Source organism: Actinoplanes sp. NPDC026619, assembly GCF_040638295.1.
Classification (GTDB): domain Bacteria; phylum Actinomycetota; class Actinomycetes; order Mycobacteriales; family Micromonosporaceae; genus Actinoplanes.
Genome location: NZ_JBEZYA010000040.1, coordinates 1 through 22,689 on the forward strand (window position 1 = coordinate 1; position 22,689 = coordinate 22,689).

The window sequence follows — 22,689 nt, forward strand, 5'->3', positions numbered from 1 at the left end:
TGCTGACGATCTCCCGGTAGGTGCCGGCCTTGATGTTGATGGTGGCCCGGCTGGCGTTGTTGGTAGCGACCGCGTTGACCGCGGCCTGCACGGTCTTGTACTGCCCGGTGCCGTCGGCAGCGACGGTCAGCGTGGTCGCTGCCTCGGAGGACAGCGCGGTCACGCCGAGGACGGCGGCGGTGCCGCTGACGACCGCGACGAGCGCGGCCGACCATTTCACGATTCTGAGCAAGGCGGATCTCCTCGAGCTGGTGCGGAAGCGGGCAAGCGCGCTACCGCCGTTGCATCAGCCGTGCCTCGCGGCGGTGGATCGCGAGGCACCGCCACACGGCGGTATCGGCAGGCCGGCACCGGTCGAGGAGTGCCGTCCCTCAGGACGGCGGAGTGCCGGTCGAGCACCAAAACCCTACGACTGCCCCGGTACCCGGTCAATCGATGCAAATAAATGCAAAAGCTCCTGGCGCCAGGCGGGGGCGAGGCCCAGGTGGTAGATGCTGAATCGGCCGGCGCCGGCCTCCCGCAGCCGTTGCGCGTGCGCCGCCAGCGCGTCCGGGTCGACCGGGGCCAGGACGGTGACGTACGCGTCGATCGGCAGCCCGGTGGCGGCCGCCCGGCGCACCAGCTCGGCGGTGGCCTCGGTGGTCGGCCAGGACGGCACCAGCAGCGCGTCGACGTCGCCGGCGGCGGTCGGGGTCAGGCCCGGCGAGGGCCCGGTGACCCACGGATCGGGGTGGGCGTGCAGAGTCACCGGGACCCGGGGGAGTCCGTCGAGGACCTGCCGGCGCAGCTGATCGGTGTGCCGGTGGCGGACCGCGAGCAGCGCGGCGAGCATCGGGGCGGCCGGTTCCGCGCCCGGACCGCGGACGGCCTCGCGCAGTGCCGCGACGACCTCGTCCGGCTCGAGTCCGTCGTTCCGCCAGGCGGCCCGGCAGGCCGCGCAGCAGCAGATGGACAGCAGCTCAGCGGTCCGCGGCGTCCAGGCGCCGTCGGTCTTCTCGTGGTGGCCGAGGTGGGCGATGCCCAGCTGACCGCACGCCTCCAGGGAGATGCCGTCGACGTCGGTGTCCCGGACGGCCTCGGCGGCGAGGGTGGCGGCGTAGTCGCGGACCTCGGCGTGTGCCGGGCACAGGGCGTACGGGTAGGTCTCGCCGAAGCAGTTGACCACCGCGACGTCCGGTCGTTCGGTGCCCAGCCGGGTGTTGTGGGTGAGCACGATCCACGCGTTGACCCGCCGGCCGGCTTGTTTCAGCAGCGTGGCTGCCTCGGCGAAGGGGTCCGGGACGCTCATCCAGCCGGCCGGGTGCGGGGTCAGGCCGTGGCCCTTCCACGCGTCGGCGCGCACCGGGCGGTACAGCGCCGCGTGCCGGGCGTCGACGATCTGATGGGCCGGGTGCAGCGGGGTGGCCGCCCGGGTGGAGTGGTAGGCGGCGGCCAGCGTGACCGTCTCGGTGGCCCGGTCCAGAAAGGCGGGATCACCGACCACATCCCAGGGGTACGCGTGCCCGTTCAGCATGTGTCTCCTGTCTACATGCGCCGGCCCAGTGGCCAGTCGCACCACCAGCCGCCGACGCGGTTGAGCTCCGGATCCTTCCGGAAGTCGGGTTCCCCGAATTCGGCGATGCGCTCGGCCGCGTACACCTCGGCATCGTCCTTGGGGAAATAGCCGATCGCCTCGCCCTCGGCCAGGGACCACCACCGCCGGGTGTTGCGGCTGACGCCCCAGACGATCCGGAAGCCGGGGCTGGGCGCACTGAGGCAGGCCTCGACCAGGCGGGCGCCGTCGTCGGGGGACAGCCACGTCGCGAGGCCGCGGTTCTGCGGTGGCGTCGGGAACCACAACCCGATCCGTACGCAGATGATGTCGAGCCCGAACCGGTCCACATAAAGGTGGGCGAGCGCTTCGATGGTCGCCTTGCTCCAGCCGTAGAGCGTGTCCGGACGCGGCGGGAGATCGGCCGGCAAACCGTCGGGGAAGGCCGCGTCATCCCGTACGTGGAAGCCGGCCGCGTGCGTCGAGGAGGCCAGCATGATCCGCCGGAGGTCGTGCCGGCGAGCGGCCTCCAGCAGGTTGTACGTCCCGAAGGCGTTGACGCGCAGCACCTCCTGCGCCTCCGCCTCGGTGCTCTGCCCGCCCAGGTGGACGATGGCGTCGACGCCGTCGCACGCGGCCCGCACGGCCTCGGCATCGTCGAGCGAGGCGACCACGATCTCCTCGTCGCCGGTCCCGGCGACGGCCGGCGGCGCGACGATGTCCAGGAGTCGCAGGGTCCGGCCGGGGGCCGCCAGGCGAGGGCGGAGCGAGGTGGCCACCTTTCCCGCGCCGCCGGTGATGAGGATGCGCTGCGCCATCGATGCCTCCCGCTGCGTCCGGATCGAACGGCGCAGAGCCTAGCACCAATCTTTCCACCTAGATCATGTCCACATACTTGTACTTGACCGGATCGAGGTATGTCTCTACGTTGGCATTCATGTCCTCAGGAGAGACGTCGTCCACATATGTAGACGTGTTGCGCGGTCGGCTTGCCGCCGGCGAGACGCTCTACGGAACGTTTCTCGGCCTCGGCTCGGCGCTGGCCACCGAGGCGTGCGCGGTCGCCGGGTTCGACTGGCTGCTGGCCGACCTCGAGCACGGCGGCGGCGGCGAGCACACGCTGCTGCATCAGCAAGTGGTCGCCGAGGCGCGCGGCGTGCCGATGTTCGCCCGGGTCGAGTCGGCCGAACGCATCCGCACCGGCCGGCTGCTCGACGCGGGCGTGAACGGCATCATGTTTCCGCGCCTGGACTCGGTCGAGGAGGTCCGGGAAGCGGTCCGGCACACGCGATACCCGCCCCAGGGCGACCGTGGCGTCGCCACCTACAACCGGGTCTACGACTTCGGCCTGCGCCCGGAGGGTCTCACCACGGCCAACGACCGCGTCGTCGGCATCGTGCAGGTGGAGAGCCGCCGGGCGCTGTCGGTGGTGGACGGGATCGCCGCCGTCGCCGGCGTGGACGTGCTCTTCGTCGGCCCCCGGGATCTATCGACCGATCTCGGCTGCCCCGGCCAGTTCGATCATCCCGACTTCCGTAAGGCGCTCGACCGGGTGCTCGCCGCCGCGAACAACGCCGGCATCGCCGCCGGCATCCTCGCCGGTGACGAGAGCCAGGCCGCCGGCTACGGCGCCCTCGGGTTCCGGTTCGTCGGCGTCGGGTCGGACGCCTCCCTGCTCGCCCGGACAGCGTCCACCGCGCTGGCGAATCTGCGCCGCTGAGTCTTTGAGGAGAGAGTCATGAACAGAAGAAGCGTGCTGTCGCTCTCGTTGGCCGTCGGCGCCGCCGGTCTGGGCGCTTGCAGCCGGCCCAAGGGCGGTGGCGGTGGCGCCACCACGATCCGGCTCGGCGACGACGTGGCCGAGGACAACCCGGAGATCGCGGCAGAACGCTGGTTCGGCGACCAGGTGAAGTCGCTGACCGGCGGCAAGTACGAGGTGAAGGTCTTCCCGAACGCCACCCTGGGCGACTCGAACCGGATGAACGAGCAGGTCCGCAGCGGCACCCTGCAGATGGCGAAATCGCTGTTCAGCAACCTCACCGCGTTCGACAAACGGCTCGGCGTGCTCTCCCTGCCCTACGCCTTCCCGAAGCCGGAGGACGGCTTCACCGCGCTGTCCGGCCCGCTCGGTGACGAGTGCAAGAAGATCCTCGACGGCGTCGGCCTGACCGTGCTGTCGTGGTTCTACACCGGCACCCGAAACGTCTACAACACCAAGCGGCCGGTACGCGGCGCCGCCGACCTGAAGGGCCTGCGTCTTCGCGTGCCGCAGAACCCGGTGACCGTCGACTCGTTCAACGCCCTCGGCGCGCAGGCCACCCCGCTGCCGGCCACCGAGATCTACTCGGCGCTGCAGCAGGGGGTGATCGACGGCGCGGAGAACAACCCGATCTACTACGTCTCCAGCAAGCAGGTCGAAGAGGCGAAGCACTGGTCCTGGACGCGTCATCAACTCGGCGTCGACGTGCTCATGGTAAGCAAGAAGTTCTTCGCCGCCCAGCCGGCCGATGTGCAGGACGCGCTGGTGCAGGCGGGCAAGCTGACCCAGGATCACGAACGCGAGCTCTGGAACGCGCAGACCGACGTCTTCGTGAAGAAGGCCCAGGACGCCGGCGCCACCTCCAACGACGACGTCGACGTGGCGTCCATGCAGGCCGCCTTGAAGCCGGTCTTCGACAAGTACCGGCCGACGTTCGGCGACCTGATGAAGCTGCTCCCGATCGCATGAAAGCGGTACTGCGGGGGATCGCGATCGCCGAGAACATCCTCATCGGGCTGCTGCTCATCGGCATCGTCACGGTGATCCTGGCCCAGGTCTTCTTCCGGTACGTGTTGTCGCAGCCGCTCTCGTGGTCGACCGAGGTGGCCACCGGGCTGCTGCTCTACGTGGCGTTCGTCGGCTTCGCGATCGGGGTGCGGGACAACGCCCACGTCACCCTGAACCTGTACGAACGCCGGCTGTCCGACCACGGGCGCCGCGTCGTCCGCTCCGTCGAGCTCGTCTTCCTCGGCGGCGTCCTGGTCGCGCTCGGCACCGGCACCGTGCAATACATCAGCGAGCAGCGCGACGTCACCACGCCCGCCGGGCTTCCGCTGTGGACCATCCTGCTCGCCATTCCGCTCGGCTCGGCGCTCGGCGCGCTGCACGCCGTCGTCGAGCTCATCGCCCCGCAGCCGGTGCCCGACGAGGTCAGTGACGAGGTCGAGCTGATCGGGGGTGGCGCGTGATCCTCGCCGCCGGCTTCGCCGGCATCGTCGTGCTCATCCTGCTCGGCGTCCCGGTGGTGGCCGCCCTGGGCACGGTCGGATTGGCGCAGGCCTGGTGGGACGGCCTGCCGCTGTCCGCGGCGGCGCAGTCGGTCTATCACGGCCTGGACAGTTTCACGCTGCTGGCCATCCCGCTGTTCGTGCTCACCGGCGAGATCCTGCACCGCTCCGGCGCCGCCGAACGCCTGGTCCGCTTCGTCACCATGCTGGTCGGCTGGCTGCCCGGCGGCCTGGGGATGAGCGTGGTCGCCTCCACGATGCTCTTCTCCGGCCTCTCCGGCTCGGTCAACGCCGACGCGGCGGCGATCGGCGCCACCATGATTCCGCCGATGGCCAAGGCCGGCTACCGGCGGCCGTGGGCCGCGGCGATCGTGGCGGCCGCATCCGGCACCGGCATCCTCATCCCGCCCTCGATCACCATGATCGTGCTGGGCACGGTCGCGCAGATCTCGATCCGCGACCTCTTCCTCGCGGCGCTCATCCCGGCGACCGTCGTCGCGCTGGCCAAGGGCGTGGTCATCTTCTTCTACGCCAAGTACGTCGAGCCGACCGGCGAACGGGTCGAGGTCACCCCCTCCGCGCTCGGCCGCGCCGCGCTGTCCGCAATGCTGCCGCTCGGCGCCCCGGTGATCATTCTCGGCGGCATCCTGGCCGGCATCTTCACCGCCACCGAGGCCGCCGCCGTCGCCGTTCTCTACGCCACGCTGCTGGCGATCGGCTACCGCAGCGTGTCCCGAGCCGACTGGCAGACCATCCTGGTCAACGCCGGGCGGATCAGCGGGGTGGTGCTGTCCCTGGTCGGCGTGGCGCAACTGCTGGCCTTCATGCTGGCCTACGACCAGGTCGGTGACGAACTGGCCCGGTGGACCAGCCAGTTCACCGGCAACTACCTGGTCTTCGTCACCATCCTCATGTTCATCTTCTGGATTCTCGGCGCCCTGCTCGACGGCATCCCCGCCCTGGTCGTGCTGATCCCGCTGTTCCTGCCGCTGGCCGCCCAGGCCGGCATGGGGGAGCTGCACTTCGCCATCTTCAGCCTGGCGGTGTTCGGCATCTCTCTGGTCACGCCACCGCTCGGCTCGGCCAGCTTCATCGTCACCGGCCTGGCGAAGATCCGGGTGGTCGACCTGATCCGCCCGATGCTGCCGTTCATGGCGGTCATGTTCGCGACCATCCTGCTGCTGGCCTACGTCCCGGCCTTCTCCGAGTGGCTGCCGTCGCTGGTCCGATAAGGCGGCGCCTCACCCGCCGGATGGCAGTGCAGCTCCACCTTCGGCAACAGGCGGAACGGCTCGACGGCAACCTCCACGCGGACCCTCCCGGTCAGATCAGAGCGGCGGCCAGGTCGCGGAAGGCGTCCGCCGGGAAGACGGTGTTGACGCCACCGTTGAGCACCTGGATCGCCACCTCGTCGGCGCCGGCCCGGTAGTGCGCCTCGATGCCGGCCGCGACCTGCTCGGGCGTACCCCATGGAATGACGGCGTCGACGAGGCGGTCACTGCCGCCGTCGGCGAAATCGTCGTCGGTCCAGCCGAAGCGGCGCAGGTTGTTGGTGTAATTCGGCAGGGTGAGGTAGCCGCTGGTGTATTGCCGCGCGGTGGCCCGCGCGGTGGCCGGGTCGGCGTCGAGGACGACGGCCACCTCGGGGGAGAGCAGCCGGTCGGGGCCGAGCGCGGTGCGGGCCTCGGCGGTGTGTTCGGCGGGAATGAAGTACGGGTGGGCGCCGGCCGCACGGTCGCGGGAGAGCTCCAGCATGCGGGGGCCCAGAGCGGCCAGGATGCGTTGCTCGGGGGCGAGCCCGGCCGCGTCGAGGGCGTCGAGGTAGTCGACCATCTTCGAGTACGGCTTGCGGTATCGGGTGCCGTCGCCGTCGCCTTCGACGAGTACGGCGTGGCTGGCGCCCAGGCCGAGCAGGAACCGGCCGGGGTGGGCCTGCTGGGCGTCCTGGGTGAATGCTGCCACCTCGGCCGGGGACGAATGCCAGATCGACACGATCCCCGGGGCGACCCCGATGCGCTCGGTCCCGTCGAGGATGTCGCGGAAGCGCTGCGGGACGTCCTGGCCGAAACCGGCGGAGAACCAGATCCGGGAGTAACCGAGCTCCTCCAGCTCGAGCGCGGCGTCGACGGCCGCTTTCTGATCTTCGGCGCCGAGGAAGAACGGTTGCCAGACGCTGACGAGTCGTTGAGCCATACCGAAACCCTACGACCCGGCGACTGACCCGAGATCTTGGCCGCCGGGTCGTCGTCGCGTCGCAGGCGCGGTATACCTCCGATCGGGGCCCCTATGCGAACAGGGACGAGATCGCGGAATCGTCGAGGGCGGCCAGCAGGGCGGCCGGGTCGTCGTAAACCGCGACAGCGCCGGCTTCGGTCAACTCGCCGGCCGAGGTGCCGCCACAGGCCAGGCCGATGCAGGGAATGTCCAGGCGGGCGGCAGCCTGCACGTCCCAGACCGAGTCGCCGACGAAGACGGCAGCACGCGGATCGACGTCGGACTGGTCCAGGGCGGCCTGGAGGATGTCGGGCGCCGGCTTGCTCTGCTCGGCGTCGGAGGACGATGTCGCCGCGGTAATGACGTCGTCCGCGTCGATCACCTGGCGCAGCAGCTTCAGCTCCGGCTCCTTGGCCGACGAGGCGAGAACGACGGCGGGGCCGCGCCCGGCGACGGTCCGCAGCAGCTCGGATGCTCCCGGGAGCGGGCGCAGCCGCTCCCACCAGGCGCCGTAGAGGACGTCGTGGGCGGTGGAGGCCTCCTCGTCCTGATCCCGGTCGCGGTCCGGACCCAGCAGATGATCGAGCAGCTTGTCCGAGCCCATCCCGATGGCGCGGTGGATTTTCGCCATCGGGACGTCCGCGCCCCGCTGGCGCAGCGCCTCCCACCAGGCAACGGTGTGCAGATATGTGGTGTCGACGAGTGTGCCGTCGACGTCGAAGAGGACGCCGGATCTCATACGAGCCGAATACCCCGGATCAGAGCCGCGAACCACTCCGGCGCGCTTCCTCGGCAGTCAAGGTGGCCCTCGTCCCGGTGCTGCCGGGACGAGGGCCCGCACCTCGGGTCAGCTCAGCAGGGTGACCGAGTAGTTCAGGGTGGTGCCGCTGGCCGTGTAGGTCGCCGTCTGGCCGTTGTTGCAGAACGAGACGAACACGTTGCCGGCAACCGTGTTTCCGGCCTGGGCGTGCACCAGCGGGCGGACGTCCGCGCCTTCGGCGATGGGCGTCGAGTTGAGGTCGGTGACCCGGAACTGGTTGATCGGGTAGTCGTCGGTGGGGGCGGACAGCTGCCCGTCGCGGGTGGTGATCTGGTAGTTGATCACGAAGCCGCCGTTGTTGACGACGGAGATCTTCTGCACGCACGGAGTGGCGGCGGCGGCGGGCGAGACAGCGGCCAGGGTGAGGCCGGCCGCGCCGGCGAGGGCGAGGGCAGCGCTCATTGCTCGGGACTTCATCAGTGATCCTCCTATGTGGTCGATTGGTTCGTCAGGAGGACATTGACCGAACGCTCGTGACATAAACGGATGATCCGGTTATAAAGTCTTTTTACAATAAAGTTGGTTGTTAGTTACCCGGTTAAGCTGCGGCACACGCTCCTGGCTGGCTGGGTCGGCGACCATGGAGGTATGGAGTTCGCAACCGCGCCGGGAACGAAGGGTCTGCAGCTCGGCGACGTGGCCCATCTGATGGTGCCTGGCCGTGGGCGGGATCCGTCCGGGTTCGGTCTCAGCGCCGCGGCGCTCGATCGGCTCGCCGTGGCGCGGGAACTCTACGATCAGATCGCTGGGCCGGCGTCGGGGCGCATCGTCTGTGCGGGCTACAAATCGCCGAACGACGACGCCGGGACCCCGTGGCGTTCCGGCGAGCCGCCGTACCGGGTGTTCAACGGCATGCCCGAGGGTGAGCTGATGAGACGGCAGCTGGTCAGCATGGGTGTGCCGGCCGCGGCGGTCGATGCGGAGTGCAGTTCGATCGAGACCGTGACGAACTTCCTGCACGCTGAGAACGGCGGCTACTTCGGAGATCAGCGACCGGTGGCCATCGTCGCGCAGGCGGACCACCTACGGCGGATCCTGTCGGTCATCGCGCCGCGCACCCTGCGCCGCCCTTACCTCGGAGTGGTCGTGCCGCAGCGGCTGCCGCGGTCGGAGCCCTGGGCCGCGACACTTGCCAGCCTGCTGATCGTGGTTGCTCTGCCCAAAGATCCGTCGGCTGCCGTCGACCGCGCCACCTCGCGGGCCAACCTGGTCTGGCGCATCGTGAAGGCAGCCGGCCGACGTCGCTGACGCATGAGCCTCGCGCTGGTGATCGCGACGGCGGTGACCGTGGTGGCCGGAGCGGCGTACGCCCTGGTCGCCTGACGCCGCCCGGAGACCTGCTTCCGCCCTGTTACGGCGTGGGGACCTGCCCGGGTGCCCGGGCGGGCCGCCACACTGAACCCGCCGGCGACGGAGCTCGCCGCGGTCCTGCGCGGTCAGGCCGCGTCGTCGCTGCTGGACACCTACACCACCGAGCGCGCCCCGGTGGCCGAGCAGATCGTCAAGCGGGCCAACCGGTCCAGCCGCGAGTTCGTCCAGTTCTTCGAGGTGCTCGGGCTGCTGGACGCCAAGGACGAGGCGGAGATGGCCGAGCGGATCGAGGAGCGCAAGGCCAACACTCCCGCCGGCGCGGCCAAGCGCGCCGCGCTGGTGTCGGCGATGGAACTCAAGCACTACGAGTTCAACGCGCACGGCGTCGACCTCGGCCAGTTCTACGAGTCGGCGGCGATCGTCCCGGACGGCAGCACCCGGCCGGCCCCGGCCCGCGACCCCGAGCTGTACTACGAGCCGTCGACCGTCCCCGGCTCGCGCCTGCCGCATGTCTGGGTGGGCGACGCCCGGCATCGCGTCTCCACCCTCGACCTCGCTCCGATGACCCGGTTCACGCTGTTCACCGGCATCGCCGGCGAATCGTGGGCGGCCGCCGCCGAACAGGTCGGCCAGGAGCTCGGCGTACCGCTGGCGGCCGTGGTGATCGGGCCGGGCCGCGAAGTGACCGACCTCTACTACGACCGGGCCCGGGTGCGTGCGGTCGAGGAGGCCGGCGCCCTGCTGGTCCGCCCGGACAAGCACATCGGCTGGCGTTCGGCGCGGCTCGCCGACGACCCGCAGCAGGCCCTGCGCGACGCCCTGACCGCGATCCTCGGCCGGCCCGCTACGGCATGACCACACGCTAAGGGCGGGGCGCCGGCCCGCGCCCGCCGACACGCCGTTCCGGCACGGGCTACCGGTGGGATGCCGGCCACTGCCAGTGGGGTACTTCGCGCAGTGGATGCAGGTCGGCGTCGGTGGTGGCGTGTGAGTTCTGTTTCGCCACCTGGGAGCCGAACTCGACGTGTTCGCGCAGCGCCTGCCGGAACGGCTCGTCGGCGGGCAGGCCGGCCGTGTCCGCGGCGTGCAGGTAGAGCTCCACGAAACGCCGGCGCTGTTGCTCGGTGATCCGCAAGCCTCGGTGGGCGTCGATCAGCGCCGGGAAACCCATGGTCCGGGAGAAGCCGTCCGGGCCGCCGAACGACTCCGCGTCGAAGGCGGCCAGGTGGGCGACGTGCTCGGGCCGGCCGGCGCCGAAAAGCTGCTGGAGGATCGGATCGTCCAGCACGCTGCGGTAGAAGACGGCGACGAAGCGACCCAGCGCCTCCGTGCCGCCCGCGTGGTCGTAGAGAGTTTCCATGCATACCTGCCTACGCGGGATTCACCTGGTCGTCCAACAGCCGTTGGTCGCCGGCCACAACCGATGGTTGTATGCGGGGCAGGAAGTCCAGCAGCCGCTTCAGCCACGGGTGCAGCGGATCAGCGGTCCACACCGCGTACCAGGGGAATCGCGGAGCGGGATCGAGCGGGACGAGCCGTACCCGTTCGTCGGCCGGGACGCCCCAGGCCGGGTCGTAGAGCGTGACCGCCCCGGGGTTCGCGGCGACGTGGGCGACCAGGACGTCGACACCCAGGTTGGCGCCACCGGTGTCGAGGGGCACGGCCAGTTCGGCGGCGTATCGGCGGACGAAGGTGGCGAGTTCCGGGCTGCTGCCGCCGAACGGCGTCCAGAGGCGGCACGCGGCGAGGTCGGCCGGGCGCAGCAGTGTTGCCCGGCCGAGTGGGCCGGTCCGGTTGACCAGGGCGGCCAGCGGTGAGACCGCGACCAGTTCGGCAAGCAGACCGGTGGGCAGCGGGCCGGGCAGATCGAGGACGTCACCGAACGCCAGGTCCAGCTCGCGCCGCTGGAGCGAGTCGAGCGCCTGCGGAAGGTTTCGCCGCATGCTCAGTTCGACGGTGGCGTCCGCATAGGTGTCGGCGAAACGGCGGACCAGGCGCAACGGCTCGTGCAGGTGCCCCCAGACGTCAACCCGCAACGGGGCGAGCGGCTCTGCCCGGGCGGCCGCCAGCGCGGCCTCGGCGGTGTCGAGCAGATGGCGGGCGGCCGGCAGGAACCGGGCCCCGGCCGGGGTCAGCACGACGCCGGCGGCGCCGCGCTCGAACAGCGTGCCGACCGTGTTCTCCAGGCGCCGGATGCGCTTCGACAGCGCCTGCTGGGACAGGTGCAGCGCGACCGCGGCCTGACTCATGCTGCGCCGGTCGGCGGTGGCCACGAAGGCGCGCACCTGTGCCAGGTCCAGTTCCACCCGGTCCATACTGCCGCGCCGCGGCCGCCGGATCATCGTGGGGTGGCGTGGGTCAGCACTGCCCATCCGTGCGGAGGCACGGTGGCCGGGTCCGCTGACCTGAGAGCACGGCTACTCGCCGACGGTGGCGGTCAGCAGGCCCAGGCACATCTCGTCGCTGGTGCCGTCGCCCCAGACCACGTAGCGCGGCGGGAGGGTGCGCAACTGGGGCAGCAGCCGGCGCAGGGTGGCGTCGTGGGTGCAGGTGACGCGTACCTTATCGCCGGTTTTGAGGTGGACCGGCGCCGGCAGCGGCGTGAGTTTCTGGTCGTCGAAGTTGAACTGCGGGACGTCGAGCAGGGTCTGTGCGGTGGCGGTGCCGGGATTGACCTCGATCCTGATCGAGCGGCCCAGCAGGTGCATGTGGCCCATCGCGGCGTACACCGTCATGGGTTGCGGCACCGTGTTGTCGCAGTGCTGGGTGTTGCCGGGCACCGGCGTGCCCTGGCTGCAGTCGTTCACCAGGTGAGCCTCGGTGTGCCCGACGCCCGGGCCGAAGCGGGCGGTCACGTCCGCGACCGCGGCGGCCCGATCGCACAGCGGGCCGGACTCCTCGCTCGTGCAGGGCAGCTCGATCGGCGCCTCCAGCGGCACCGTTTCCAGCGGCTTGGTGGCCGCGGTGCCGTCGGTCAGCCGCAACCGGACGCCGGACCGGTCGGTCGCGCCGGTCTTGCCGTCGAGGGCGAGCAGGTTGTAGTGGATCTGCAGGACGATCAGGCTGCCCGCCGGCAGGCGGAACCCGGCGTCCTGCTGCAGGACGGTCTCGGTGCCGTTCGGCGTCCAGGTCCCGACCCACGCGGACGGGTGGTTGTCGTCCACGCTGCCGTCGCCGAAGCAGGTCCAACCCTGCCCGGGGGTCTCGGCGTCCGCGTGGTGGGCGGCCGCCGCGGCCTCCGGCGGGACGGCGAAGACGATGGCGTGGTGCACGATCGGCACGTTCTGCGGCTCGAACCTGGTCCCGGTCAGGAACGCCGTTTTGGTCAGATGGGGGTCGATCAGCAGGCAGCGGTATTCGTCGGTGCCGCCGTGCGGCGCGGCCGGCGCATAGGGCTCCGGCATGGCGAGGTCGAGGAACCGCTCGCCGGCGCGCAACGGCTGGGGCGGGGCGGGCGAGCCGCCGCCGTGGCCGGTGTGAATCGCCTGGGGCGGGGCGCTTGATGCACACGCGGCCAGCGCCAACGCCCCGGCCAGGACGAAAATCCGCAGTGGACGTTTCATGATGCCCCTCATTCGCTGCGTGCGGTTTCGGGTCCGGTGATGCGCTCCAGCAACGGCAGCGTGGAGGCGATGACGGCGAGGCAGACCGCGAGCCCGGCGCCGACGACGAGGTAGAACTCCGCGCCCGGCGGTTCGAGTGTGTAGTGCATCTGAGCTCCTAGGAAGAGCTGTGCGGCGAGCAGGCCGATCCCGACCGCGACGACGGCAACCGTGAGCATCGGCACGGCGCTCTCGAGCGCGACCACCCGGCGCAGGACCCGGACCGGCGCGCCGCTGAGCCGGAGAAGACTGAACGGGCGTTTGCGCTCGACCAGGCCGCCGACCACGCTGACCGCGAGGCTGCAGCCGGCGAGGGCCAGGCTGGCGATGATCGTGACGTTGGCGAGCTGCTGCCAGCCCCGCAGGGTGTTGGCGAACTCCGACTCGAAGTCGCCGGGCACGTTCGCGCCCACGTAGTACGCCGGGAAGGTCAGCTCCAGGACGGTGCGCGCCTTCTCGATCGCGTCGGCCGAGCCGTCCGTCCCCACGACGACCGACTCCACCGGCAACTGCGGCAGGGCATCGACGGACACCGGGGCGGCGGGCCAGACCCGCGAGGATTCGACGGTTTGACGGTACGGGACGAAGCCGCTCGCCACCGCGGCGACGGTCGCACCGGCCTCGCAGCGGCCGTAGACCGCGGGGATGTCGGCGCAGGCCACCAGGGCGTCGGCGTACTTGACCGGATTCTTCCGCAGGATGGTGGTGGAGCTTACGCCCCGGATCGGGCGCAGGCCGGCCAGCACCGGGCCGGCCACCGTGGGCGGGCTGTCATTGGCGTTGACGGACAGGGTGGCGGCCTCGATCGAGCCGACCACCGCGGGCCCGCGGTTCGCGACGATGGAGGTGATCACGCCGGTCGCCACGCTCGTGATGAACAGCGCGAGCATGATGCCGCTGATCGCCCGGAAGCCGGCCTTGGGGTTGTCGGCGAGGCGCCGCGCGGCGATGAGCGTGGCCGGCCGGGTGGCGCGCCGGGCCATCAGCCGGGCGCCCGCCATGGTCAGCAGGGGGCCGGCGAGCAGCAGACCGGTCATCACGAGCAGGAGCCCCGGCAGGAACACCGCCGCCTGGCCGTCCGAGGTCTCGGGCTTCGGCCCGACCAGGAAGAACGCCAGCTCGGCCAGGCCCAGCAGGAGCGGAAGCAGCCGGTACCAGCGCGGCGCGCGGGGGGTGGCCCGCCGGGTGACGCCGAGCGGGGAGACCCGCACGCGGTGCAGCGAGACGGCGGCCGCCACCGCGGCGCCGGCCGGCACGCCCACGGCGACCAGCAGGACGTTCAGCACGCCCAGGGACAGGTCGCTGGGGAAGAACGGGTCGCCGGTGAACGGCACCGCGGCGAGCGAGCCGCGGAACAGGAAGAACAGCACGAAGCCGAGGGCGGTGCCGGCGAGGGCGGCGGCGGCCGCCTCGATCGCGGCGATCACCGAGATCTGCCGGGGGGTGGCGCCGACCAGTCGCATCGCCGCGAACCGCTGCTCCCGGCGGGCGGCGCTGAGCCGGGTGGCGGTGCCGATGAAGATCAGCACCGGGAAGAGCAGCCCGGCGACGATCACGCTCATGATGAGATCCACGACCGTCTCGGGGAGCGCGGGGGTGTTGTCGCCGGTGCTGGTGAGCCGCACGGCGTGCGGAAGCTTGCCGACCTGGTCCGCGGCGCCGCCGATGATGACCACCAGCGAGTCCGGCGAGGTCAGCGCCGCGTCACCGATCGTGCCCAGGTCACGCCCGGGGTAGCGGGCGCCGAGCTGATCGGGCGCGGTGGCGGCCAGCAGCCGCTGCATGGCCGGCGAGGCGTAGAACTCTCCCTCGCCCGGTGTCCTCGGGATGCCGACCGGGGTGGGCGACGAGGCGCCGGTGGCGGCGACGTCGACCCGCGTGATCAGCGAGCCGTGGAAATAGTCCTCGCGCGAGGTCCACCACAGCGGATCCGCGTCACTGCCGCCGGCCGAGGGATCGGGATAGAGCGATGCCACCCGGGTGAGCTGCGCATTGACGGCGTTGACCCCGGCGAAGGTGGCGAGCAGCAGCCCGGCGCCGACGGCAACCGCGGCGGCGATGACGACCAGGCGGGTGATCGCCTCGCGCCCGCCGCTCACCGCGAGCCGGAGCCCGAAGCCGATCATGACGGGATCCGGTCCGGAGCGTTCACGCGACCGTCGCGGACGATGACCTCGCGCCCCGCGTACGCGGCGACCCGTGGCTCGTGCGTGACCAGGACGACCGTGGTGCCCTGCTCGCCGGCCGCGTCGACCATCAGGTCCATCACCTGCTCACCGGTGAGCGAGTCGAGCGCGCCGGTCGGCTCGTCGGCGAACAGCACATCGGGCCCGGCGACCAGGCCACGGGCCAGCGCGACGCGCTGGGCCTGCCCGCCGGACAGCTCACCGGACCGGCGATCCTCCATCCCGGCCAGACCCAGGCGCTCGAACCAGGCGTACGCCTTACCCAGCGCCTCGCTCCGCCGGACCCCGCTGAGCAGCAGCGGCAGCGCCACGTTCTCGGCGGCGGTGAGCTCGGGGACGAGCTGGCCGAACTGGAACACGAACCCGAACCGGTCGCGGCGCATGCTGCTGCGCCGGGCCTCGGTCATGGTGTCGATCCGCACCCCGTCGATCAGGATCTCGCCGGAGTCGGGCACCAGGATGCCGGCCAGGCAGTGCAGCAACGTGGACTTGCCGGAGCCGCTGGGCCCCATGATGGCCAGGACCTCACCGGCCTCCACCGCGAGGTTGGCGCCCCGCAGCGCCGGCGTCGTGCCGAAGGAGAAGGTGACATCGCGCGCCTCGATCGCAATCGTCATGGCCGCACCATCTTCGTCAGGGCGTCGAGCCGGGCGCCGGTCATCTCGATCCACCGCAGGTCGGCCTCGAGGTGGTAGAGCCCGTGGTCGGCGAGCAGGCCGTCGACCAGGCCGCCGGTGCGCTTGATCTCGGTCAGCTCACGCATCCGCTCCAGGTGGGCGTGGCGCTGGGTGTCGAGGTACTGCTCGGCCGGGCGCTCCAGCATCAGCGCGAGCACCACCTTGGCGAACAGCACGGTCTGCAGGTGCGGCTCCGGATCGACCGGCTGGGTCAGCCACTGCTCGACCTCGGTCGCGCCCAGGTCGGTGATGATGTAGCGCTTGCGGTCCGGCCCCTCGCCGGGGCCCACCTCGCTGATCACCACCTTGCCGTCGCGGGCGAGGCGGCTCAGGGTCGAGTAGACCTGGCCGAACGGCAGCGGCTTGCCCCGGCCGAAGTAGGTGTCGTATTCGCGCTTGAGGTCGTAGCCGTGGCTGGACTCTCGTTCGAGCAGCCCGAGAAGGGTCAGAGGAACGCTCATGCCGGAAGACTACACCGAGGGTATACCTCGCGTATATACCCTCGGTGTAGCCGGAGTCGGACCGGTCAGCGCACCGTGATCACGGCGACCGGGAACTTGCGGTCGGTCTTCGTCTCGTAGTCGGCAGCGTCCGGCCAGTACGCCCGCCACACCCCGTACAGCCGGTCCCAGTCGTCGTCGCGGCCGGGCCGGACCACCCGGTGGCCGGCCTCCACGGTGTCCGCACCCAGTTCGATGGTCACCGGCCCGTCGACGGCCTCCAGATTGGCCACCCACTGCGGGTCGTCGGGCGCCCCGCCCGCGCTGCCGCAGACGATGAACGAGTCGCCGTCGGGCGCCGCGACCAGCGGATTGATGAAGTTCTTGCCGGACTTTCGGCCGGGTGTGTGCAGCAGGAGGGTCGTCTTGCCCTCCCAGTGCCCGCCGAGCACACCCTGATTGGCGCGGAAGTTCTCGATCACGGTGTCGTTGAAAGAGGCCATGTCCGCAGGTTAGTGCGCGGCGGCGTCAGCGTTGGCCGACCAGGGCCGGCGGCCGGTCGAAACTCTCCCGTGGCAGCGGTTCGGTCCGGCCGGCCCGGCGTGCCGATCCGACGATCAGCCAGCACAGGCTGGTCAGGGCCGCGCCGGCGATCGCGTCGACCAGGTAGTGGTTCGCGGTGCACAGCACGGTGATCACCATGGCCACCGGCAGGGTGACCGCGATCAGCCGCAGCAGCACGTGCCGGGAGGCGGCCGCGATGGCCAGCCCCATGACCAGGTCCCAGCCGACGTGCAGGCTCGGCATGGCGGCGTACTGGTTGGTGAACATCGCCGGCTGCAACACCCGGTAGGCGTGCGCCCCGGCCGTGACGGTGTCGGCCATGCCGAGACCGGCGAGCCGCGGCGGCGCCACCGGAAACGTCGCGAAGATGAGCAGGCCGATCCCGCCGGACAGCAGCATCGTGTCGCGGGCCCGCAGATAGACGGCGGGATGCCGCCGCGCCAGCCAGATCAGAGTCACCGCGATGACCGGCCAATGACCCCAGATGTAGATGTCGTTCAGCACCGTACGCAAGAACGGCATGTTCATCACCGCGGCCTGCCACCCGGGCTCGTGAAAGAGCCCGAGCGCACGTTCCAGATCGACCACGGAATGCGCGTTACGCACCGCCTCGGCGGTGGCCGCCTGGGTGGCGCCCCGAACCAAGAAGTACGCCGCGACGGCCGCAACCATGACCGCCACCTGCGGCAGCAGCCGCACCCGCTCGACACTGTCTACTCGCGACCGCAGCCGCGTCCCCCCGATGACCGCCATGCATCGAGCCTGGTCGTCAGCGTCCGCCGGGCCATCCGGCATCAACTCCGACGTCACCCTGAATTCCGCGGCCGCGCACCCCGTAAGGGGCGTCTTCGTGCGCGACCGTAGACGTTGCTGTTGACCTTGCGGTCGGCCTCGCCATAATGTGTGTTCGTTCACACACAGCTGATCCACAGCGGCGTGAACGGCGGCCGGACCAGGGAATTGCCAGCGGGAGTCGCTATGTCTGCACGCAACGACAGTCATCTCCGGGTCGGCGGCTGGGTCGATTCGTACCGGCCGCCCGCACCCGAGGAGCAGGCGGAGCCGGCGGTCGATCATCCGCCCCGGTCCGTCCCCTACGACCGTCGGAGCCGGCCACCCGCCGCCCCTACCGCCAGGCGGGCTACCGAGCGACGGCGCCGGAGCCGCCGCCGTGCCGGCGTGGGTCTTCCCGCTCGCGCCAGGGCGATGGTGGCGGCGGCAGTCGTGCGATGCCGTCGGATATTGCCGTACGAGGACGGCGGCGTGAGTCCCACGGCCGTCACCGCTGCCGTGGTGGCGGTCGTGGTGGCGTTTGCCGCCTTCGTCACCGCGTTGGTCGTGATGCGTTCGATGACGTCGGCGCCCGCCCCTTAGCGCTCGTTATGCCGGGACCGCCACCGGCCGGCCGGCGGTCCGCTTGGTCGTACCGGTCCGCGCCGGGCCGCCGAGCTGAAGGGCCTGGACGGCGGCGGCCCGCTCCTCGTCGCGCAGGCTGGTGGCGGCGCGGGCGGCCAGCCCGGCGTCGTGCCAGGCGACGCGCTCGGCGATCACGGTCTGCTGGTGGCGCTGCCGCAGCCACGCCGCCGAGGCGCGCGCGATCATCAGGTCCTGCTCGAGGGGGTGCAGGCGAGCGTCCCAGTCGGGGTGACCCTCGAGCACCTCGGCCAGCGCCGGGGCGGGGAGTTCGCCGCGGTCGACGGCGGCCGCCACCGCACGGTGCAGGTGTCGCTCCCGGGCGGCGTACTCCTCGCAGGTGCGCGCCGACCGCGGCGTGCCCCATGCCGCGGCGGCGAGAGCGTCCCGCACCCGGGCGTCGGCGTCGAGCCATGCCTGCCACGCGGCGTTGAGCTCCTCGCCGGACTGTTCCCACCGTTCCTGCCAGCGCCGCGCGCCCGCGGCTGCCTGGTCGGCGGCGGTGCGGACCTCGTCGGCGTACCGGAGCGCCCGCACGGCCTCGCCGGCCTGCCGGCGTCGCTGCTGCCGTGGTTCGAGCAGCAGTCGCACCAGCTCGCGCGCGGTCTGCCGCGGGTGGCGCAGGCCGTCCGGGCTGCCCAGCATCAGCACTGCCGGGAGAGTCAGCAGGATCAGCGTGGCCCAGATGGCGATCGGCGTGGGTTCGGTCAGCAGCATTTCGGCGACAACGTTCATGGCAGGGCCCGTCCGCTCAGGTGGTTCGTTCGTCTGGGGAGCTGCGACCACCGGCGGCGCCGACGCGCCCGGAACGGTGATCAGACGGACGCGGCCGGCGGCGCGCGGGAACCGCGGACACCCGCGGTGAACTGAGCGAGCAGGGCCGGGGCGTGGTCCGCCGGTGCGGGCTCCGCGCCGGCCGGCTCCACGACGGGGGAGTCGGCCGGCTCGGCCGGCGAAGTCGCGACGGCCGGCACGCCGGCCACGGCCCGAGGCGCCACGGCTGACTGCGGCGGCGCGGCGACCAGCGTCAGTAGGACCGCAAGAAGGTACGGCAACGACCGCAGCAGCACTCTGCGCAGTCGCTCGGTCACCATGAGTGCACGGTAGCGGGTTTCCCGCCTCGAAGCCGGTGCGCCACTCCGGCGTACCACCGAACCGGTCATCGGGCTCTGGGCAGGCGGGTCGCGAGGATGTGTTTGCAGGGGCCCCGGCCGAGGCCGTGGGTGGCGAACCAGGCGCAGGTACAGCGTTCGCCGTCCGGGGTGCGGCGCACGGTGTAGGCGGTGCCGCCGCTCTCGACGATCGTGTGGGCCGGGCCCGGTTTCACCGCGCCGGCCTCGACCAGTGCCCGGGCGTCGCGCAGCCGGGGCTGGTCGGCGTAGACGGCGCGGGCATCCAGCGGCAGTTCGCGGTCGAACGTGCTGCCGTCGGCCAGGTCGTAGCCGGCGTCGTGGTCGGGGCCGGTTTCCAGCAGGCCGCCCTCGCCGGAGAAGCCGCGGCTGACGGCCGGGCTGAGCAGCACGGTCAGGCGAGCCGTGGGCATCTCGAGCAACCAGGCGCTGCCGGTGTTCAGGCCGAAGGTGCGCACCGTCGTCGCATGGCGTAGCAGCGGTTCGACCACGCGCAGCCGGTCGAGGCCGGCGACGGCGACGCTGCCGGCTGCCGGGCGGGTGGCGAGCCGCGGGCCGCCGGGGCCGGGGGTGACGTGCAGGACGCCGGCGTTGCGCGGGCCGCGGGGCTGGGTCTGCAGCAGGCGGCGCAGGTGTGCGGCCGGATAGGTGGCGGCCGGTTGCATGGCGCGGGCGATCACGTTCAGTTCGGCGAGGCTGCGCACCCAGCGGCCGGGCAGCGGCACCCGGCGTTCGACCGCTTCGGCGTCCAGGGTGCGTACCCGGACCTCGTCGTCGCCGACGGCCAGATGCATCGGGTCGTGGCCGGACAGGCCGGCGAGGGCGTCCCGCATCGGGCCGTTGAAGTCCACATTGGTCGTTCCCCGCGCGTGCGGTGCCGTGTCCAGGCCGTCGGGCAGCACGTCCAGCCGGGCGTAGACCCCGCAGTCCGCGGAGAAGCTCTCGAACCGCAGCTTCGCGCCGTCGCTGGTCACGATCGGGTCGGCGGCGCGCAGGATCGCGGCGACCATGCTCGGCGGTGTGTAGAAGCGGGTGCGGGCGACCCGGGCCACGGCGAGAAGACCGGCGGCGACGATCGGCGGGCGTTCGATCAGACCATCGAAGAAGTACGGGTGGTCAGCCGGCCCGCCGGAGGTGGCCAGCCGCAGGCCGTCGGTGTCCAGGATGGACGGATGCCGGTAGCGGTAGAGCTGCTCTACGGTCACGCCGCGTCCAGCCGCAGCAGGTCGCGGGCGGTCCGGGCGGCTTTCGACGACCCGGCGAACCCGAGAAGCCAAGGGCGAAGAGCGGCGGACGGTACGGCGGACATCCGTACGCTCTCCTCGAGCAACGCCTCCAGCAGCGCGCTCAGGCCGGGATGATCGTGCGGGAGCTGCGGCAGCAGCGCGCCGAGGACCGCGATCACCGTGCCCGGTTGTCCGGTGTTACGCAGCGCGCCCGCCCACCGGTTCGCGGTGGCGTGCCCGGCGAGCTGTGCCATCGCGCCGGCCATCACCGGCGCCGGGATCCGATGTGGAACGAGCGTCGTGAGTGCCTCGGCGGCCCGGATGCGGCAGCCGGTGTCCTGCGCGGTAAGGGCCGCGGCCAGCACCGACGCGGCCATCGGCCCCAGCCGGCCGGGGTGGGTGAGCAGGGCGTCGAGGCGGTCCGGGGTCCGGCCGTCGTTCTCGCCGTAAGCGGCCGACATCGCCGGGTCGATCTCGGCCGTCAGGAACGTTTCCGCGTCGTGCGGCCAGGTCTGCGCCTGCCATCGGACGAAGCCGGCCGACCCGTCCGTGACGGGCACGGTCGGCTGGTCGGCGCTGGGGGTGACCGGAGGTTCGACGTCGATGTGCGGTTCCCAGACGACGACCGTGCGGTTGCCGGTCGCGGCCTGATAACTCCAGGACTTCGAGGTCAGCCGGAGGGTCAGGCGGGCGGCGTGGCCCCGGCCGGCGCCGGTGAGACCGGCCGCGATCAGGTTCGGGTCGTCGTCGAGCGGGGCGCGGGTGCGGGCGGCGGCCACCCAGATGGCCGGGTCGCCGATCTCGGCCGGGGCGCCGCCGAGCGCGTACCGGATGGCGGCGCCCGCGTCGCCGGGCCGGGTGCGGGCGGTGTGCAGGGCCTCGGCGCGACCGTCCGGGTGCAGCCGGAGCAGGGCGGCGATCAGGTCGTGCCGCATCGGCTCGGGTGTGCCGGACAGGCGGCGCAGGAATTCCGCCGGATCCAGCCATCCGGTCGGATCGGTCGGGGTGGCGAGCAGGGTGCACGGGCCGGAGCGGGCCTGGATCTCGCCGATCCGGGCGGCCAGGAACCGGGCCCCGTAGATATGTGGCTGCTCGCCGAGAAGCAGTGCGGCGACCACGTGCCGCAACTCGCCCCGGTACTGCAGCGCGCGGCGGGCGGGCTTGCGCAGTTCGACGGCGGCCCGGCCGGCGGCGACCTCGGCCAGGAACTGTTCGATCTCCCACGGGTCGGTGTCCCCGGCGAGTAGAGCGGCGGCGCGTTCTCCCGCCGTACGCCCGCTGGTTCTGGTCTCTGGAATCGCCGCAGGCGCCGGGTTTTCGTCGTCGCGGGTGAAGCCGAACCAGGCGGTCGCCTGCCGGGCCACCGAAGGCTCGAGCAGGTCGAGCCGGGCGGCCACGAGGTCGCCGGCGTTCAGGTTATGCAAAAGCGACAGAGCGGCTTTCTGTACGTCGCGATGCCGGTGCTCCAATGCGGTGGCGGCGACCTCCGCGGCCCGCTCCGGATGGTGTTTCGCGGCCGCTTCGACCAGCCGCAGGACGATCAGCGGGGTGTTCTTGGCCGGCACCACCAGGGCGGGCGGGCAGGCGTCGAGGAACGCGTCGTCGTCCCGGTCGATCGTGGCCAGGTGCCGGACCGCGAAGCTGACGGTCGCCGGAACCGTCGAGGACAGCAGCCGCAGCAGCCGGGTCTGCGCGGCCAGGAGTTCGCCGGTGGCCGGCGTCAGCGAGTCGAACAGCCGGGCGAAGAAGCCGGCCCGGTAGGTGCTGAAGTCGCGCCCCAGTGCGGCCAGGCACGCGGACAGCACCCGGTCGCGGGGGAGCGTGCCGTCCGCGACCAGGGTCCGGAACGCGTCCGCCCACCCGCATCCCGGCATGCTGAACTTGTCGACGTTCGTGAGGCTGACCTCGCCGCCGCCCTCGACCTCGAACACCCGCCAGAGCAGGTCGGCACGCAGCTCGTCGTCGGCGCGGATCGCGTCGAGCCGGTAGGCCGCGTCCCCGCGATCGCCGAGCGCCGACACCATCGCGAGGATGTACGCGTCGTCATGCGGCAGCGGGACGATCCTCGCCCGGTCCAGCGCCCGGATCGGCCGGAACAGCGGCCGCTGCGGCCACGTCGTCGCGAGCCAGCCGACCGCGTGTTCGACACCTTGCCGGAACCAGTCCGGGACCGGCTTCTCCGGCGGCCGCACCGGATCGTCGAGACGGCTCAGCTCGTCCGCGAACTGCCAGCCGACGCGCTCCGCAGCCGGGGTGTCCGCGAGCGCGGCGACGATCTCGTCGACAGAGGCCATGATCAGATTCTGCC

Annotated in this window: 24 protein-coding genes; 6 read left to right on the forward strand and 18 right to left on the reverse strand. The window is 71.7% G+C overall.

Going from position 1 to position 22,689, the window contains the following annotated elements:
• From AB0E90_RS46525 to AB0E90_RS46535, 3 genes are all read right to left on the reverse strand, one after another.
• A partial coding sequence (locus AB0E90_RS46525; protein ID WP_360419235.1) for a pectinesterase family protein occupies positions 1 to 232 on the reverse strand: 232 nt, incomplete at its 3' end.
• Positions 233 to 406: 174 nt separating this feature from the next.
• A complete protein-coding gene (locus tag AB0E90_RS46530) occupies positions 407 to 1,513 on the reverse strand; it encodes a hypothetical protein (RefSeq protein WP_360419237.1) in 1,107 nt (368 codons plus the stop codon).
• Between the two features lie 11 nt (positions 1,514 to 1,524).
• On the reverse strand, positions 1,525 to 2,349 hold the full coding sequence (locus AB0E90_RS46535) for an NAD(P)-dependent oxidoreductase (protein ID WP_360419239.1): 825 nt from the start codon (positions 2,347 to 2,349) through the stop codon (positions 1,525 to 1,527).
• A gap of 119 nt (positions 2,350 to 2,468) precedes the next feature.
• Here AB0E90_RS46535 and AB0E90_RS46540 point away from each other — a divergent pair, with 119 nt between their 5' ends.
• From AB0E90_RS46540 to AB0E90_RS46555, 4 genes are read left to right on the forward strand one after another with little or no spacing between them, the layout of a single operon-like run.
• Positions 2,469 to 3,251: an aldolase/citrate lyase family protein gene (locus AB0E90_RS46540; RefSeq protein ID WP_360419241.1), complete on the forward strand. Its 783-nt coding sequence runs from the start codon at positions 2,469 to 2,471 to the stop codon at positions 3,249 to 3,251.
• Between the two features lie 18 nt (positions 3,252 to 3,269).
• Positions 3,270 to 4,259: a TRAP transporter substrate-binding protein gene (locus AB0E90_RS46545; protein WP_360419243.1), complete on the forward strand. Its 990-nt coding sequence runs from the start codon at positions 3,270 to 3,272 to the stop codon at positions 4,257 to 4,259.
• Entirely contained in the window at positions 4,256 to 4,759 is a 504-nt protein-coding gene (locus AB0E90_RS46550; RefSeq protein WP_360419245.1) for a TRAP transporter small permease, read from the forward strand. Before AB0E90_RS46545 ends, AB0E90_RS46550 begins: the two co-directional genes overlap by 4 nt.
• Positions 4,756 to 6,030, forward strand: a complete 1,275-nt coding sequence (locus AB0E90_RS46555; protein ID WP_360419247.1) for a TRAP transporter large permease — start codon at positions 4,756 to 4,758, stop codon at positions 6,028 to 6,030. Before AB0E90_RS46550 ends, AB0E90_RS46555 begins: the two co-directional genes overlap by 4 nt.
• 91 nt (positions 6,031 to 6,121) lie before the next feature.
• Here the strand turns inward: AB0E90_RS46555 and AB0E90_RS46560 are convergent, their stop codons facing one another.
• The 3 genes from AB0E90_RS46560 to AB0E90_RS46570 all read right to left on the reverse strand — a co-directional run bounded on the left by AB0E90_RS46560 (position 6,122) and on the right by AB0E90_RS46570 (position 8,249).
• Positions 6,122 to 6,991: an LLM class F420-dependent oxidoreductase gene (locus AB0E90_RS46560; protein ID WP_360419249.1), complete on the reverse strand. Its 870-nt coding sequence runs from the start codon at positions 6,989 to 6,991 to the stop codon at positions 6,122 to 6,124.
• Between the two features lie 91 nt (positions 6,992 to 7,082).
• Positions 7,083 to 7,751, reverse strand: a complete 669-nt coding sequence (locus tag AB0E90_RS46565) for an HAD family hydrolase (RefSeq protein WP_360419251.1) — start codon at positions 7,749 to 7,751, stop codon at positions 7,083 to 7,085.
• Between the two features lie 108 nt (positions 7,752 to 7,859).
• Positions 7,860 to 8,249, reverse strand: coding sequence for a hypothetical protein (locus AB0E90_RS46570; protein WP_360419253.1), 390 nt, complete (start codon positions 8,247 to 8,249; stop codon positions 7,860 to 7,862).
• A gap of 171 nt (positions 8,250 to 8,420) precedes the next feature.
• Between AB0E90_RS46570 and AB0E90_RS46575 the strand changes: the two genes are divergently transcribed.
• Positions 8,421 to 9,080: an ElyC/SanA/YdcF family protein gene (locus AB0E90_RS46575; protein WP_360419255.1), complete on the forward strand. Its 660-nt coding sequence runs from the start codon at positions 8,421 to 8,423 to the stop codon at positions 9,078 to 9,080.
• A gap of 126 nt (positions 9,081 to 9,206) precedes the next feature.
• Positions 9,207 to 9,998 (forward strand): FAD-dependent monooxygenase, encoded by a 792-nt coding sequence (locus AB0E90_RS46580; protein WP_360419258.1) that lies wholly within the window; start codon positions 9,207 to 9,209, stop codon positions 9,996 to 9,998.
• A 58-nt stretch (positions 9,999 to 10,056) separates the two neighbouring features.
• Here AB0E90_RS46580 and AB0E90_RS46585 read toward each other — a convergent pair whose 3' ends face one another.
• The 12 genes from AB0E90_RS46585 to AB0E90_RS46640 form a co-directional block, all read right to left on the reverse strand.
• A complete protein-coding gene (locus AB0E90_RS46585; protein WP_360419260.1) occupies positions 10,057 to 10,503 on the reverse strand; it encodes a group II truncated hemoglobin in 447 nt (148 codons plus the stop codon).
• A 10-nt stretch (positions 10,504 to 10,513) separates the two neighbouring features.
• Positions 10,514 to 11,449 carry a LysR family transcriptional regulator gene (locus tag AB0E90_RS46590; RefSeq protein ID WP_360419262.1) on the reverse strand — a complete coding sequence of 312 codons (936 nt, stop codon included), beginning with the start codon at positions 11,447 to 11,449 and terminating at the stop codon, positions 10,514 to 10,516.
• Positions 11,450 to 11,560: 111 nt separating this feature from the next.
• Positions 11,561 to 12,706 carry a monooxygenase gene (locus tag AB0E90_RS46595; RefSeq protein ID WP_360419264.1) on the reverse strand — a complete coding sequence of 382 codons (1,146 nt, stop codon included), beginning with the start codon at positions 12,704 to 12,706 and terminating at the stop codon, positions 11,561 to 11,563.
• An 8-nt stretch (positions 12,707 to 12,714) separates the two neighbouring features.
• Complete coding sequence (locus AB0E90_RS46600) at positions 12,715 to 14,871, reverse strand: ABC transporter permease (RefSeq protein WP_360419266.1); 2,157 nt, start codon at positions 14,869 to 14,871, stop codon at positions 12,715 to 12,717.
• Positions 14,868 to 15,548 (reverse strand): ABC transporter ATP-binding protein, encoded by a 681-nt coding sequence (locus AB0E90_RS46605; RefSeq protein WP_360419268.1) that lies wholly within the window; start codon positions 15,546 to 15,548, stop codon positions 14,868 to 14,870. The genes AB0E90_RS46600 and AB0E90_RS46605 overlap by 4 nt, the downstream gene beginning before the upstream one ends.
• Positions 15,545 to 16,069, reverse strand: a complete 525-nt coding sequence (locus AB0E90_RS46610; protein ID WP_360419270.1) for a PadR family transcriptional regulator — start codon at positions 16,067 to 16,069, stop codon at positions 15,545 to 15,547. Before AB0E90_RS46610 ends, AB0E90_RS46605 begins: the two co-directional genes overlap by 4 nt.
• A gap of 65 nt (positions 16,070 to 16,134) precedes the next feature.
• Entirely contained in the window at positions 16,135 to 16,551 is a 417-nt protein-coding gene (locus AB0E90_RS46615; RefSeq protein ID WP_360419272.1) for a nitroreductase/quinone reductase family protein, read from the reverse strand.
• A gap of 25 nt (positions 16,552 to 16,576) precedes the next feature.
• Positions 16,577 to 17,365: a phosphatase PAP2 family protein gene (locus AB0E90_RS46620; protein ID WP_360419274.1), complete on the reverse strand. Its 789-nt coding sequence runs from the start codon at positions 17,363 to 17,365 to the stop codon at positions 16,577 to 16,579.
• Positions 17,366 to 17,992: 627 nt separating this feature from the next.
• A complete protein-coding gene (locus AB0E90_RS46625; RefSeq protein ID WP_360419276.1) occupies positions 17,993 to 18,760 on the reverse strand; it encodes a hypothetical protein in 768 nt (255 codons plus the stop codon).
• An 80-nt stretch (positions 18,761 to 18,840) separates the two neighbouring features.
• The gene (locus tag AB0E90_RS46630) at positions 18,841 to 19,119 is read right to left on the reverse strand and encodes a hypothetical protein (protein WP_360419279.1); all 279 of its coding nucleotides are present in this window, start codon (positions 19,117 to 19,119) and stop codon (positions 18,841 to 18,843) included.
• A gap of 65 nt (positions 19,120 to 19,184) precedes the next feature.
• Positions 19,185 to 20,360, reverse strand: coding sequence for an SWIM zinc finger family protein (locus tag AB0E90_RS46635; protein WP_360419281.1), 1,176 nt, complete (start codon positions 20,358 to 20,360; stop codon positions 19,185 to 19,187).
• Positions 20,357 to 22,675, reverse strand: a complete 2,319-nt coding sequence (locus AB0E90_RS46640; protein WP_360419283.1) for a DUF6493 family protein — start codon at positions 22,673 to 22,675, stop codon at positions 20,357 to 20,359. Before AB0E90_RS46640 ends, AB0E90_RS46635 begins: the two co-directional genes overlap by 4 nt.
• Between the last annotated feature and the right edge of the window lie 14 nt (positions 22,676 to 22,689).